The organism is Candidatus Pelagibacter sp. Uisw_121, from assembly GCF_047722545.1.
Lineage (GTDB): Bacteria > Pseudomonadota > Alphaproteobacteria > Pelagibacterales > Pelagibacteraceae > Pelagibacter.
The window spans coordinates 342,862-356,899 of record NZ_CP159816.1 but is presented as its reverse complement, the minus strand read 5'-3'; the positions used below and the strand labels follow the sequence as shown (position 1 = coordinate 356,899).

The following is a 14,038-nucleotide window of genomic DNA, read 5'->3' as shown; positions in this document are numbered from 1 at the left end:
CCAATCATTTAATGAATTATGAATTCTTCTAAATTAAAGGTTATCATTAAAGATATTTTTATCTGTCACAAGCTAAGTAAAGAGCATGCATCTATATGTGCTGAAGCATTAATCAATGCTGAATTAGTTGGTGCGCCTTCTCACGGATTATCTAGATTAAAAATGTACTGTGATCGAATTAATAAAAAAGTTATTAATCCTAAAGCTAAAATTAAAGTTAAAAAGATATCTCAATCAATTGCACACGTTGATGGCAATAACAGTATTGGTTTTGTTGCAGCAGATACTGCTATTAAAACAGCAATAGGTAATGCTAAAAAAACAGGTATTGGCTTAGTTGCGGTAAAAAATAGTGGTCATTATGGTTTGTCTGGTTATTACGCAGAGCAAGCGGTTAAAAAAGGTTTAATGGTAATGGTATTTACTAATGCACCTCCAGCAGTTGCGCCTCATGGTGCTTTAAAAAGTTTATTTGGAACAAACCCTATTTGCTTTGGAACCCCAACAGGCTCTAAAGTTCCTTTTATTTTAGATACTTCAATTTCAATGATTAACAGAGGAAAGATTAGAGTTGCTGCAAGAGAAGGAACAAAAATTCCTGAAGGTGTTGCTTTAGATAAATTTGGCAAGCCAACTACAGACCCAAAAAAAGCATTAGAAGGAGTTCAGTTACCTATAGCTGGTTTTAGAGGGTCAGGATTAGCTTGGATGGTTGATATTTTAAGTGGTGTATTAACGGGTGGTAATCATGCGGGTAGAGTTAAGGATCCATTTACTGATTTTAGTGGTCCACAAAATATTGGTCATTTATTCTTTGTTTTAAAGCCTAATTTATTTGTCGGTAATTCCTTTAATAAAAGAATAAAAGACAATATCAAAACTATAAAAAAACTACCTAAGATAAAAGGTATTAAAGAAATTCTTTATCCAGGACAAAGTAAGGTCAATAGATTTAAAAGTAATCTTAAAAAAGAAATTCATATTTCAAAAGCTGTCTTAAAAGATTTGGAGTATTTGCAAAATATTTAATTGCTAAATAAAACTTGGTTTGAGATATGAACTTTTTATGCTTCAATCATTATCTTTTAACACTATATACTTTTCTTAAATTACAGATAAGTATATCTCATGCTTTCAAATAAAGAAATTGTTTGTCCTAATAACCTTCTAGACCATGCACATAAGAAAAAAGGTGTTAGTGCTGCTATCGTTAATGCGGGTTTACCCTTACCAATGCTCTCAGTTCAGGATGCTGTTAATGAAAACCTAATTACACCTATCTTTATAGGTGACAAAAAAGAAATTCTTAAATGTGCTGAAGATCTAAAATGGGACATCTCATCGTATGAGATAATTCATGAACCTATAGAAAATAACACAGCAGCAATAGCTGCAAAACTTGCAAGTCAAAAGAAAGTAAAAATTATTGTTAAGGGTCATATTCATACAGATATTTTAATGAAGGAAGTTTTAAAAAGAGATTACAATTTACTTGGAAAAACAAGACTAAGCCACATATGGCATATGACAAATACTAAAAATGATAAGCCACTTATAATTACTGATGGTGCTTTAAACGTTTTACCTAATGTAAAAACAAAAATGCATATCTTAAGAAATGTAATTGATTTTTCAAATCGTATAGGAATTGAAAGACCAAAAGTTGCAGTTCTATCAGCGACAGAAGAAATTTTAGATAGTGTGCCAAGTTCTATTGAAGCAAATGAAATTACAAAACTTGCAAAAGAAGATAATTTAAATGCAGATATTTTTGGTCCTTTAGCATTTGATAATAGTATTTCAAAAAAATCTGCTGCTATAAAAGGTGTTAAGAATATTGTAGCTGGTGATGCAGATGTATTGTTAGTTCCAAGTGTTGAGACTGGAAATAGTTTAGTTAAAATGATGATTTACTTTATGGGCGCTTGTGCAGCTGGTGTTGTAGTGGGCGGTAAAGTTCCAATAGTAATTACTAGTAGATCTGATGAAGCACAAGCTAGACTGGCCTCCATTGCTGCTGCTGTTGTTGCTTTAGACTAATTCTTCATTGAAATAATCATATTAATGTTTTAAATAAAGCTTCAAAATTAGAGAGGAAAACAATGTCTATAGCTTATTTAAAAAAATCACCAAAAACATCATCAACAGACGACACTAAAACAACTGGAATTGTTCAAGATTTGTTAAAAAATATTGAAACCACTAAAGAACAAGGTTGTATCGATCTTACAAAGAAATTTGACAAGTATGATGGTGACATTATTGTTTCTAAAGAAAGAATTGAAGAAATCAAAAAAACGTTAGATCAAAAAACAAAAGATGATGTTCAGTTTTCATACGAAAGAGTTAGAAAATTTGCAGAAGCTCAATTAAAAAATTATGGTCAGGACTTTGAAGTAGAACTTTCAGATGGATTATTTGCTGGTCAAAAGCTAATACCAGTTAATACTGCTGGATGTTATGTGCCAGGTGGTCGTTATGCGCACATTGCATCAGCTGTTATGAGTGTGACTACAGCAAAAGTTGCAGGTGTAAAAAATGTTATCGCCTGTAGCCCTCCAAAAGAAGGTGTAGGTGCTCATCCAACAATTATTTATACAGCTGACTTATGTGGTGCTGATGTAATTTTAAATTTAGGTGGTGTTCCAGCAATTGCTGCAATGACTAATGGTTTATTCAATAATCCTGCAGCTGATATTATTGTTGGTCCTGGAAACCAGTTTGTAGCAGAGGCTAAAAGAATTTTATTTGGAAAAGTGGGTATTGACTTGTTTGCAGGTCCTACAGAAATTGGAATTATTGCAGATGGTAAGGCTGACCCTGAGATAGTAGCTGTAGATTTAGTTGGTCAAGCAGAACACGGCTACAATTCACCTTGTTGGTTGTATACCACAAGTAAAGAACTTGCAGAAAAAGTAATGAAAAGAGTTCCAGAGTTAATTGCTGAATTACCAGAAGTTCCAAGAACAAACGCAGATGCTGCTTGGAGAGATTATGGTGAAGTTATTCTTTGTGATACCGATGAAGAAATGGCAACTATTAGTGATAAGTATGCACCGGAGCATTTAGAAGTTCAGACAGAAAATTTAGAGTGGTTTCATAAAAGACTTACGAACTATGGTTCTTTATTTATTGGTGAAGAAACAACCGTTGCTTATGGAGATAAATGTTCAGGAACTAATCATATACTTCCAACTAAAGGTGCAGGAAGATATACGGGTGGATTATTCGTTGGCAAGTTTGTTAAAACTTTAAGTTTCCAAAGAATGACGAAAGAGTCCACTGAATTAGTTGGTGCTGCAGCTGCAAGAATTTCTAGATACGAAGGAATGGAAGCACACGCAAGAACAGGCGACGTTAGACTTAAAAAGTACGGTTATTCTAATTAAATTAGATAATTTCCATTAACACTGTTAAAGCCAAAATAGACATAAAAAGAATAATCAAATAATTTATTTTTTTCCACACTTTTGAACTTTTAAGGTATTTAGAAAAATATTTTGAAAGATACCCTATTACAAAAAAAAATAGGAATGAAGAAATAGCTGCCCCAGTACCGAAATAATACTTATCCACTTGACTAAGGCTTTTAGAGAAGTTTCCTAGGAAAAATACAGTGTCTGAATAAACGTGTGGATTTAAAAAAGTAAAACCTAGAGTTTTAACAGCAATATTGGGTAAATTATTAATTTTATTACCTATATCAAATGAAGTCTCTGAAACTTTAGTTTTAATTTTTACCCAAATAAAATGTAATAAAAATATTAAGAGTAAAATATTAAAAACCAACTCAATAGTTGGGGTAAAATAATGATTTAGATATTGAAATAAAAAAATTCCTAAAAAAATTAATAAAAAGTCAGAAACTGAACATATTAAACATACAATAAAAACATATTGTTTTTTTAAACCTTGTTCTATGACAAATATATTTTGAGCACCTATTGCTAAAATTAAACTTAATCCAGTTAAAAAACCTAATATTAAATAATCCATTAAGTTTTATTAAACTCTTTTTTTTCCCTGAACAACCCTATCAAGTATTAGTGCAACAAATAAAATAGCTATACCCGCAAGTATACCTTGTCCAACATTAGCATACTGTAATGCCTCAAGAACATCTTGACCTAAACCTTTTGCACCAATTAAAGATGCTACAACCACCATTGCTAAACTTAACATTACTGTTTGATTAACACCTGCTAAAATTGAAGGTGTAGCTAGTGGTAGATCTACTTTTCTCAACAAATACCATTTAGTTGCACCGTATGCGATAGCAGCTTCTCGAATTGTTTCTGGCACTCCACGTAACCCTAAAACTGTAAGTCTTACAACAGGTGTACCACCAAAAATCATTGTAATAATTACTGCAGCAACCTTTCCAGTTCCAAAAAATGCTATTACTGGAATCATAAATACAAAGGCTGGCATTGTTTGCATGAAATCCATTATCGGTCTAATTAATGAATAAAATCTTTGTCGTCTTGCGCAGAAAATTCCAAGCGGAATTCCGATTGCTATACTTAAAATTGCAGCAGTTCCTAATAAGGCAAGTGTCGTCATTGCTTTAACCCAAAAACCTAAAAAACCCATGTAACATAAAAATCCTGTTGAATAGATTGCAGCTCTTGGCCCTGCTGATAAGCCTGTTAAAGTTACAATTGCAGTTATAATTACAATCCAGGGAGTTTTAACAAATAATAATTCTAAGAAATCTAATACGGACCTAATACCAATTGTTATGGCAGTAAAAATTAAATCTCCTTTAACAACAGCATAATCAAAAATAATTTCAATCCATTTAATTGAAAATAATCTTATCTCAGGATGAGTTGGGAATGTATCCATTACCTGAAGTAAGCCCGGAAAACTGTAATGGATAACTGTGAAAATCATTATAACAGAGGTAAAAACACCACTTAAAATATAATTTTTTATCTGCATCCCTGGATGAATAGATTTATCAGATAACCATTCAGAATATTTCTTTTCTAAAATTGAATTTGCCAAAACACCTTGAGCAATCTTGACTGCTATTAATAAAATAAAACCAAAAATTGTAATCCAAATTGCTGAAGCTTCTACTCTCGTAATTTCATCTAGATAACCTTGCATAGCATCCTCTAAAGATTTTATATTTCTTTTAAACACATCAATTTTATCTGGATTATTTTCTATCGCTGCCTCTAATTGTTTATTCCTAAAAGCTATTGTGCCTTTAACTTGCTCAACTTTGGCAATAGCCTCTGCTGTAATATTACCAAATAAACCTCTGATTATTTGTACTACTGAAAAAGTTTCAATAATTAAAAACGCTAAAGTCCAATTCCAAACATTACGCATTCCAAACCAAATTGGTCCAAATATGAATGCAAATAAATTAAATGAAAATGAGTAAGTAGGTTTGCTACCAATTTTTTTAAATTCTTTAATATAATAGTCTGGATTACTTTTTACAAAATCAGTAATTAATTCATCTCTCGAAGGATTTCTGACTACTTTATTCTCCATCACTACCTTCTACAACTGCTTTTAATAAGTCTGCCTGTGTTATTATACCAATATTTTTGTTTTCATTATTAATTACTAATATCGGCTCATCTTTAATAGAGGATTTTTCTATCAACTTATTTAGTAAATCATTTTCATGAACGCTTTCTAAATTTTTACCTATTGATCCAAATTTTTTTTCAAATTTCTCAATAGGCTGCATGATAGATTTTGCTTGAACAATCTTTAATCTTGATATTCCCTTAACAAAGTCAGCTACATAATCATCTGCTGGTTTAATGACTATTTCTTCTGGTGTTCCTATTTGGATAACTTTTCCATCTCTCATTATTGCAATTCTATGACCTACTCTTACTGCTTCGTCTAAGTCATGAGTTATAAATACTGTAGTTTTTTTCATTTGTTTTGAAAGTTTGATAAATTCTGTTTGGAGTTGTCTTCTTATTAATGGGTCTAGTGCACTAAAAGGTTCATCCATTAATAAAACATCAGGATCCGCTGCTAAAGCTCTTGCTAATCCCACTCTTTGTTGCATTCCACCTGAAAGTTCATGAGCAAATTTATTTCCCCAACCCTGGAGCTCTACAATATCTAAAATCTTATTAGCAGCATCCAACCTATCATTTTTACTAATACCTCTTATTTCAAGCGGCATTGCTATATTGTCTAATACTGATCGGTGAGGCATTAAAGCAAAGTTTTGGAAAACCATGCCTATCTTTTTATTTCTTAAATCCTGTAAACTTTTTGGATCAAATTTCATCACATCTTCATTATCGATCAAAATTTTTCCTGAGGTAGGTTCTAATAATCTATTGATATGTCTAACTAAGGTAGATTTACCACTGCCAGAAAGACCCATTACACAAAAAATCTCTCCTTTTTTAACGTCAAAAGATACATTGGATACGCCAATTACTGAATTATATTTTTCTAAAGCTTCCTGTTTTGAAATATGTTTATTTTGAATAGCATTTAATGCTTCTTCTGAAGTATTGCCAAATATCTTCCAAACATTTTTTATTTCAATAGCTGAGTCCATCAGATCCGTTCGAAAATTTAATAATTTTTTTTAAGAAATATACCCGGCAACAAATAAAGTCGCCGGGTAAAAATTTAACTTAACTTAAAGTCCTAACCAACCATCAACTTTAGATTTATTATTTTTCATCCATGTTCTAGCAACATCAGCTGGTTGTTTTTTTTCAACCGAAATTGCATACGCCATAGCTGACACATCATCTCCTGTTAACTGAAAGTTCTTAAAAAACTCAACAATAGCTGGAGATTTACTTTCTAACGAAGTACCCCAACCAATTTGGATTTTTTTAAGTGCATCTTTTGATGCAACATAAGATTTTTTGTACCAGTCAGCATCTTCTTTAGGCTGAACCATTTTGTATTTAGCTGTATCATGTTTTGGTTCTGTCAACATAACTACGTCAGCCATTCCCCAAATTGCATGCGGCTTGTAACAATAAAATGCATAACCTTCACCTTTTTTAATTGAGTCAAGTACTCTTGCATTTTTTACAGCTTCAGCAGCTCTGATAGGTTCAATACCCGCATCATATAAACCATAATCTCTAAGTTTAACTTGGTTTACATTTGCAGAAGCCCATCCATCAGCACCAATCCAAAATTCACCTTTACCATTTCCATCGCTGTCCATTGCTTTAACAACCTCTGGTCTAGCTAAGTCTTCAATTGCTGTAATATTCATTTTTTTAGCAAACTTTTGAGATACACAATATCCTTGGTTTCCCTCGTAAGGTTTTGAACTTAACTTAAGAGTTCCTTTAGGAACTAGATCATTAGTATAAGCCTGTTGATTAGGTAGCCAGATATCAGGGTGAACTTCTATCTCACCTTTGCTTCTATCAATTGCACCATAGATCGCAGTATTATTTCCTGGTACTAATTCTGCTTCTCCACCCATTTTTTCATTAACAACTGCTGCTAATAAATTTGCAATAGCTGTTGCACCTGTCCAACCTGGATCTCCTATTTTAACTTTCTCAGCAAATACAGAAAAAGTAGTAAATAAAGAAATTAAACCAGCTACAAGTGTAGTTTTTATTATTTTCATTATATCCCTCTCGATTAATTTAAAAACTAAGCATAACTTAAAACTTTTGAACGAGTCAAAGCAAATTATCTACTAATAATCCTACTGCTATTTATCTTTTTATGAATGGCTAATCCAAATAGTCTTACTTTGAAGGTATAGGTTTAGTGCTTTAGTGTCTTTGTTTTTAGTAAAGAAATTATTCTGGATTTGCAGTCAGTGTTTTAATTTCTAAAATATTTTCATTAGGGTCTTTAACAAAAAATGTTTCTTGCTCATATTTAGTACCTTTAAACCTTAAGTAAGGTTCGTCATAATATTTGGTATTTTTTTTTTCTTAGTCTGCTTTTAAGAGCATCAAAATTTTGTCTAGACAAATGTACACCAAAATGAGGAACAGAAACATTGCCCATATCAACATCATGTCTTTCACTTTCAAGTTTATGTTCACTTGCGTGAAGTGTCAGTTCATTTCCCCAAAAATCTACATCCGCCCATTCTTGAGCTGAGTTATCTAATCTACAACCTAATATTTCACTGTAAAAATGTTTCGCTTTCTCTAAATCACCACAAGGTATTGCTAAATGAAAACAGTTAGTATTTTTGTACATAAATTTTCCTCTTTAAATTGCTTATTTAAAGCTTATATAAAGCAATATAAATTTATAATCAACACTAGCAAACAATGAACAATTTTTTACAATCTATAATTGATAGAGATCCTGCGGCAAAATCTAAACTAAGTTTAATCTTAACTTACCCTGGTGTTAAAGCAGTTTTTTTTCACAGAATTGCTAATTTTTTTCAACTTGCTAAATTTTATTTGATTGCAAGAATAATCTCTCAACTTTCAAGGTTTTTAACTGGAATAGAAATTCATCCAGGTGCAAAGATTGGAAAAAATTTATTTATTGATCATGGTATGGGTGTTGTAATAGGTGAAACATCTGAAATTGGAAATAATGTAACTATTTATCATATGGCAACGTTAGGTGGAATATCCCCAAGTATTAATTCATATGATCAAAGACAAGTTAAGAGACACCCAACATTAAATGATTGTGTTGTTGTTGGATCTGGTGCTCAAATCTTAGGACCTGTAATAATTGGTGCAAACGCTAAAGTTGGAGCTAATGCGGTTGTTACTAAAGATGTTCCTGAAAATGCAGTAATGGTTGGAATACCTGCTAAAAATGTCGGGACAGCAACTGAAGAATTTAAACCTTATGCTGTTGAGGAAACAAATAAAGATACTTCTAGTTAATGAAAATTATTCAAGACAATTTTATTTCAGGAATAGGTAATACTCCTTTAATCAAACTTAGAGCTGCATCAGAAATTACTGGATGTAATATTTACGGTAAAGCTGAATTTATGAACCCAGGTGGATCTGTTAAAGATAGAGCGGCACTAGCTTTAATTAAAGATGCTGAGAGTAAAAAATTAATTTCTAGAGGTGGAACTATTGTTGAGGGAACAGCTGGTAATACTGGTATTGGCTTATGTCTACTTGGTAATTCACTTGGTTATAAAACAATCATTGTAATGAATGATAATCAAACCCAAGAAAAAAAAGATCTTCTTAGAAATATTGGTGCTGATTTAAGATTAGTTCCAGCTAAACCTTATAAAGATGATGCAAATTTTGTAAAAGTTGCAGCAAAACTTGCTGATGAACTAAGACCATCAAATAACAATGGAGTTGTTTGGGCTAATCAATTTGACAATGTTGCAAATGCTAAGGGCCATTATGAAACAACAGGTAAAGAGATTTGGGAACAAACTGAAGGTAAAGTTGATGGCTTTGTATGTTCGTCAGGAACGGGTGGAACAATTTCTGGAGTAAGTAACGCTCTTAAAGAGAAAAATAAAGATATTAAAATATTTTTATCTGACCCCAAAGGTTCTGCTCTTTATAATTATATAAAAAATGGTGAGTTAAAATCAGAGGGTGGCTCAATTACTGAAGGTATTGGCTCAAGTAGAGTAACAAAGAATTTTGAAAATGCTAAAATAGATGACGCCTACTCTATTGATGATCATGAAGCATTGCCTATTCTTTATGATTTAATTGAAAATGAAGGTTTAAGCCTTGGTACTAGCTGTGGAATTAATATAGCGGGAGCAATAAGATTAGGTAAAGAACTGGGCCCTGGAAAAACTATTGTTACAATACTTTGTGATAAAAGTGAGAAGTACGCTACTAAAATGTTTAATAAAAAATTTCTAGAAGAAAAAAGTTTGCCTTTTCCAAGATGGCTTTAAGGTTCAATGATTAAAAAAAGATCAATACTTTTTAATATTTTATTAATTGCTTGGCCATTTATATTTTATATTCCACTTACTAGTAGTTTTATTGTGATGGGTAATGATTTTGATTTAATTTATTACTCTTATAAAAAATATATTTTTGAATTTTGGCAAGATGGTCAGATACCTTTTTGGTCCCCTAGTGAAGGAGCTGGTTTTACATTAATTTACAATCCTTTTGCTCAATTTTTTTATTTACCATCCTGGATTTTATTTTTAATTTGTGATCTAAAAAATACGTTTTCATTAAATGATTATTTAATATTTATTATATTTGGAATTTCTATTTATTCTGTTGGACAATATTATTGGCTTAAAAATCTAAAAGTTTCATCAAACTCAATTTGTTTAATTGTTACATTAATTGTTCCAATGACACTAATAGTTTCTAACTTTATTAGATTGCCTAATGCGATACACACTTTTTGTTGGTTGCCTTATCTTTTGTTGGGGATTAATTATAGTTTTAATAAAACAAAATTTTATAAATCATTTTTATTAATTTTTTTTTCAAGTTTATTTATACTCACAGCTGGATATCCTTACTTTATTGTCTACATCTTTATTATAACTTTTATTTATTATATTTTAGTTTTTCTTTTAAATAAAAACGAAATTAAATATTCAATTTTAAATATTCTAAAATGTATTTTTCCAGCTTCTCTGTCATTGATTATTACATCACCCTGGTTATATGGAGTTTTTAAAACTTTATCCCTTACTCAAGACAGAGATTTAAAAAGTTATGAGTATGCGACTGAACATACATTCGATTACTTGGATATTTTAGGCTCATGGTTTTATCCAGTAGTATCAAATACAGAAGGAAGATATTATTTTGGAATATTCTTTACTTTTATCATTATAATTTATTTTATTTTATTTTTGAGAAAAAGAGCAACTTTCTCAAACAAAGAGAATTCAATTACATATTTTGCTTTAATTTCTTTTTTGATAATTACATTTTTAAGTATTTCAAGCCAAACAATATTATTTAAATTTTTATGGGAAAAAATAGATTTTATTCAAAATATGAGAACTTGGCCAAGAATCAATATTTTATTTGTTCCTGTTTTAAGTTTAATTGCAGCATTAGCATTTAAAAAAATTTTAGATTATGATAAATTACAAAAATTCTCTAATAAAGAATTTTATTTACTTAATATATCTCTAGTATCAATTTTGTTATTACAAATAATACTTTTTTATCTTGATATAAAAGATTCATATTGGTTCGAATGGCATGAAAAAAGGATCTTATTTGCCAAAGAAAATTTAAATTTTCCTCTAAGTCTATATGTAACTATGGCTGATGGTAGAATTAACATTCTATCGACATTAATATTAATTTTGTTGTTAAATTTTTTTTTAAAAAACTCGTTTAGTCTCAATTTAGAAAAAAAGAAAATATATCTATTTTATTCAGTAATTTTATTAACTGCATTTGAGCAATTTGTTAATGCTAATCTTCAGTGGAGTTTAAATAAATGGAAAACACCTGACACTTATAGGGAATATAATGCTAATAATATTCTGATTAAAAGCTTTGAAAAACCTAGAATAAAAAATTTAGTTCATGGAAATAACTACTTTAGAGATAATGCATTTACTATTAACAATTTTTTAAATTGGGGCAATAGACACCATAATACTATTTTTTGGACTTATTACGATAGGGCTGGTTTTGAAAAAACTAATTTAAATTCTGATGAAGTAAATCATCTTGAAATATTTTTTGGTTTAAATAAAGCTAACAAAAAAATTTTTTTATCAGCAAATTTAAATTATGATAATCCTGTATCATTTGTAAAAGAGTCATTAAATTACGAGAAAAAAAAATGAAGTTTTAATTGAGATTCTTGATTTCTCAAATAATGAAATAAAAATTAAATTTTACTCCTTAGACAATGGTTTTTTAAGTTATATTGACAATTTTGATCCTTTTTGGACCGCAAAACTTAATGGTAAATATGTTAATATTGAAAAATTAATGAATACATATAAGTCTATAAAATTTAAATCAGGAGAAAATATAATTATATTAAGATATGAACCATTCAACCTCAAAGAAAAATATTTTAATTTTTATTCCAGCTTATAATGTTGGAAAAAAAATTTATTCTGTAATTTCAAGAATACCTAAAGAAATTTTTTTAGAAAATAATATTGATTTGTTAATTATTAATGATTTTTCTTCTGATGAAACTTCATCTGAAATTGAGAAAATAAATAAAGATTTTGATTATAATTTTAAAGTTTACAATAGTGAAACAAATTTAGGTTATGGTGGTGTACAAAAATATGCTTTTAAATATGGAATTAAAAATTCATATGAATATTTAATTATGTTACATGGAGACGGTCAATACGCGCCTGAGGAACTGCCTAGATTTATAAAGATGTTTCACGATGATAATTTGGATGCGGTATTTGGATCAAGAATGAAATCTTACAAAAGTGCTCTGGAAGGTGGAATGCCACTTTATAAATTTTTAGGCAACATTGGTTTAACTTTTATTCAAAATATTATTCTAGGTTCAAGAATAAGTGAATTTCATTCTGGGTATAGATCTTTTAGAGTAGAAAGTTTAAAACGTATCGAATTTGAAAATAAAGCAAATTATTATCACTTTGACACTGAAATTATAATTGAATTTCTTAAAAAAAAATTAAATATTTTAGAAATACATATACCTACCCATTATGGTGACGAGATCTCTCATTTAAAATCTATTCCTTATGGATTACAAGTATTATTAACAACTATAAAATCAAAATTTAAAAAATAAATTTATGAAAATTTTTATTACAGGTATAGCGGGGTTTTTAGGTGCCAATTTAGCCGACTATTATTTAAAAAAAAATTACGAAGTTTCAGGTTGTGACAATCTTATTGGTGGAACATTGGATAATATTAATAAGAATAAAATTAGATTTTTTAAGGCAAATTGTGAAAATCTTGAAGAAATGTCAAAAATAATTCGTGACGTTGATGTTGTCGTACATACTGCAGCATATCCTCATGAAGGTCTTTCTTCATTTTCACCCTTTTTAATTTGTAAAAGTAATTATATTGGATCTGTCTCTGTCTTTACAGCAGCTATTCAAAATAAAGTTAAGAGAATTGTTTTTTGTTCTTCTATGGCAAGATATGGAAATATAAATCCACCATTTCATGAAGGTCAAAAAGTTAATCCTGTTGACCCTTATGGAGTTTCAAAATTAGCAGCTGAAGAAACGCTAAAAATTTTAGCTCAAACACATAATATTGAATATAATATTGCTGTCCCTCATAACATTATAGGTCCTAAACAAAAATATGATGATCCCTTCAGAAATGTGGTTTCAATTATGACGAATTTAATTTTACAGAATAGACAACCAATAATTTACGGAAATGGTGAACAAACAAGAAATTTTTCAGATATAGATGATTGTATTTATTGTTTAGACAAACTTATAACTAACAAAAGTATTGTATCTGAAACTTTTAATATTGGACCAGATGAAGATAGTATAACTATCAACGAACTTTTTAAAATCCTTTGTAATAAACTCAAATATAATGGAGAAGCTGAGTATGTAAAAGATAGGCCCAATGAAGTAAAACATGCTATTTGCTCTTCAAATAAAGCTAGAAAATTATTAAATTATAAAACATCAGTAAATTTAAGTGACTCTATAGATAAAGTTATAGACTTCATTAAATCTAAAGGTCCCAAAAAATTTGAGTATAATTATGATATTGAAATAAATAATGAATTAACTCCTGAAACTTGGAAGAATAAAAAATTTTGAATTACAACTTTTTAATGAGTCTCGCTACTTCATATGGATTTCTAATCCTAGCAGTTGTTTTAGGAGTAACCTCAAATAGCTTTGCAAAAAGTGCTGAAGGGTTCACCCTTCTCTTTCCAAGTTTTATTACGGGTATAACAATAGTTGCATGCATGTATGCACTTTCAATGGTGATGAAAAATATCCCAATGGGAATTACTTATGCCTCATTTGCTGGATTAACAATTATTTCAACTGTAATTGTTGGTGTAATTAGATTTAATCAAATACCAAATTTTTATTCTGTTGTTGGTTTAATTTTAATTATTGCCGGTGTATTAATAGTTAACTTACTAGGCAATAAGTAAAAAT

Annotated in this window: 13 protein-coding genes and 1 pseudogene; 9 read left to right on the top strand and 5 right to left on the bottom strand. The window is 29.8% G+C overall.

The genetic code is table 11. From position 1 onward, the window contains the following. Nucleotides 1–18: 18 nt before the first annotated feature. The 3 genes from ABXT52_RS01970 to hisD all read left to right on the top strand — a co-directional run bounded on the left by ABXT52_RS01970 (nucleotide 19) and on the right by hisD (nucleotide 3,389). Complete coding sequence (locus ABXT52_RS01970; protein ID WP_415272213.1) at nucleotides 19–1,029, top strand: Ldh family oxidoreductase; 1,011 nt, start codon at nucleotides 19–21, stop codon at nucleotides 1,027–1,029. Between the two features lie 99 nt (nucleotides 1,030–1,128). Beyond that, nucleotides 1,129–2,040 carry a bifunctional enoyl-CoA hydratase/phosphate acetyltransferase gene (locus ABXT52_RS01965; protein ID WP_415272212.1) on the top strand — a complete coding sequence of 304 codons (912 nt, stop codon included), beginning with the start codon at nucleotides 1,129–1,131 and terminating at the stop codon, nucleotides 2,038–2,040. A gap of 62 nt (nucleotides 2,041–2,102) precedes the next feature. Then, on the top strand, nucleotides 2,103–3,389 hold the full coding sequence (hisD, locus tag ABXT52_RS01960) for a histidinol dehydrogenase (RefSeq protein WP_415272211.1): 1,287 nt from the start codon (nucleotides 2,103–2,105) through the stop codon (nucleotides 3,387–3,389). A gap of 1 nt (nucleotide 3,390) precedes the next feature. Here hisD and ABXT52_RS01955 read toward each other — a convergent pair whose 3' ends face one another. The 5 genes and pseudogenes from ABXT52_RS01955 to ABXT52_RS01935 form a co-directional block, all read right to left on the bottom strand. After that, the gene (locus tag ABXT52_RS01955) at nucleotides 3,391–3,996 is read right to left on the bottom strand and encodes a LysE/ArgO family amino acid transporter (protein ID WP_415272210.1); all 606 of its coding nucleotides are present in this window, start codon (nucleotides 3,994–3,996) and stop codon (nucleotides 3,391–3,393) included. Between the two features lie 9 nt (nucleotides 3,997–4,005). After that, complete coding sequence (locus ABXT52_RS01950; protein WP_415272209.1) at nucleotides 4,006–5,511, bottom strand: ABC transporter permease; 1,506 nt, start codon at nucleotides 5,509–5,511, stop codon at nucleotides 4,006–4,008. Next, nucleotides 5,501–6,553 (bottom strand): quaternary amine ABC transporter ATP-binding protein, encoded by a 1,053-nt coding sequence (locus tag ABXT52_RS01945; protein ID WP_415272208.1) that lies wholly within the window; start codon nucleotides 6,551–6,553, stop codon nucleotides 5,501–5,503. Before ABXT52_RS01945 ends, ABXT52_RS01950 begins: the two co-directional genes overlap by 11 nt. A gap of 84 nt (nucleotides 6,554–6,637) precedes the next feature. Further along, nucleotides 6,638–7,600 (bottom strand): glycine betaine ABC transporter substrate-binding protein, encoded by a 963-nt coding sequence (locus tag ABXT52_RS01940; RefSeq protein ID WP_415272207.1) that lies wholly within the window; start codon nucleotides 7,598–7,600, stop codon nucleotides 6,638–6,640. A 178-nt stretch (nucleotides 7,601–7,778) separates the two neighbouring features. Continuing rightward, a pseudogene (locus ABXT52_RS01935) lies at nucleotides 7,779–8,190 on the bottom strand (VOC family protein). 74 nt (nucleotides 8,191–8,264) lie between these two features. Between ABXT52_RS01935 and epsC the strand changes: the two are divergent. The 6 genes from epsC to ABXT52_RS01905 all read left to right on the top strand — a co-directional run bounded on the left by epsC (nucleotide 8,265) and on the right by ABXT52_RS01905 (nucleotide 14,034). Beyond that, entirely contained in the window at nucleotides 8,265–8,843 is a 579-nt protein-coding gene (epsC, locus tag ABXT52_RS01930; protein ID WP_415272206.1) for a serine O-acetyltransferase EpsC, read from the top strand. Continuing rightward, on the top strand, nucleotides 8,843–9,844 hold the full coding sequence (locus ABXT52_RS01925) for a cysteine synthase A (protein ID WP_415272205.1): 1,002 nt from the start codon (nucleotides 8,843–8,845) through the stop codon (nucleotides 9,842–9,844). Before epsC ends, ABXT52_RS01925 begins: the two co-directional genes overlap by 1 nt. Before the next feature lie 6 nt (nucleotides 9,845–9,850). Beyond that, a complete protein-coding gene (locus ABXT52_RS01920) occupies nucleotides 9,851–11,731 on the top strand; it encodes a hypothetical protein (protein WP_415272204.1) in 1,881 nt (626 codons plus the stop codon). A 206-nt stretch (nucleotides 11,732–11,937) separates the two neighbouring features. Next, nucleotides 11,938–12,678, top strand: a complete 741-nt coding sequence (locus tag ABXT52_RS01915; RefSeq protein WP_415272203.1) for a glycosyltransferase family 2 protein — start codon at nucleotides 11,938–11,940, stop codon at nucleotides 12,676–12,678. A gap of 4 nt (nucleotides 12,679–12,682) precedes the next feature. Beyond that, nucleotides 12,683–13,687, top strand: a complete 1,005-nt coding sequence (locus ABXT52_RS01910) for an NAD-dependent epimerase/dehydratase family protein (protein WP_415272202.1) — start codon at nucleotides 12,683–12,685, stop codon at nucleotides 13,685–13,687. Between the two features lie 14 nt (nucleotides 13,688–13,701). Continuing rightward, entirely contained in the window at nucleotides 13,702–14,034 is a 333-nt protein-coding gene (locus ABXT52_RS01905) for a DMT family transporter (protein WP_415272201.1), read from the top strand. Nucleotides 14,035–14,038: the final 4 nt, after the last annotated feature.

Bases quoted from the DNA above. Each gene is read 5' to 3' on its own strand.
- ABXT52_RS01970 (WP_415272213.1), top strand. From the start codon at position 19: ATGAATTCTTCTAAATTAAAGGTTATCATTAAAGATATTTTTATCTGT.
- ABXT52_RS01965 (WP_415272212.1), top strand. From the start codon at position 1,129: ATGCTTTCAAATAAAGAAATTGTTTGTCCTAATAACCTTCTAGACCAT.
- hisD (WP_415272211.1), top strand. From the start codon at position 2,103: ATGTCTATAGCTTATTTAAAAAAATCACCAAAAACATCATCAACAGAC.
- ABXT52_RS01955 (WP_415272210.1), bottom strand. From the start codon at position 3,996: ATGGATTATTTAATATTAGGTTTTTTAACTGGATTAAGTTTAATTTTA.
- ABXT52_RS01950 (WP_415272209.1), bottom strand. From the start codon at position 5,511: ATGGAGAATAAAGTAGTCAGAAATCCTTCGAGAGATGAATTAATTACT.
- ABXT52_RS01945 (WP_415272208.1), bottom strand. From the start codon at position 6,553: ATGGACTCAGCTATTGAAATAAAAAATGTTTGGAAGATATTTGGCAAT.
- ABXT52_RS01940 (WP_415272207.1), bottom strand. From the start codon at position 7,600: ATGAAAATAATAAAAACTACACTTGTAGCTGGTTTAATTTCTTTATTT.
- epsC (WP_415272206.1), top strand. From the start codon at position 8,265: ATGAACAATTTTTTACAATCTATAATTGATAGAGATCCTGCGGCAAAA.
- ABXT52_RS01925 (WP_415272205.1), top strand. From the start codon at position 8,843: ATGAAAATTATTCAAGACAATTTTATTTCAGGAATAGGTAATACTCCT.
- ABXT52_RS01920 (WP_415272204.1), top strand. From the start codon at position 9,851: ATGATTAAAAAAAGATCAATACTTTTTAATATTTTATTAATTGCTTGG.
- ABXT52_RS01915 (WP_415272203.1), top strand. From the start codon at position 11,938: ATGAACCATTCAACCTCAAAGAAAAATATTTTAATTTTTATTCCAGCT.
- ABXT52_RS01910 (WP_415272202.1), top strand. From the start codon at position 12,683: ATGAAAATTTTTATTACAGGTATAGCGGGGTTTTTAGGTGCCAATTTA.
- ABXT52_RS01905 (WP_415272201.1), top strand. From the start codon at position 13,702: ATGAGTCTCGCTACTTCATATGGATTTCTAATCCTAGCAGTTGTTTTA.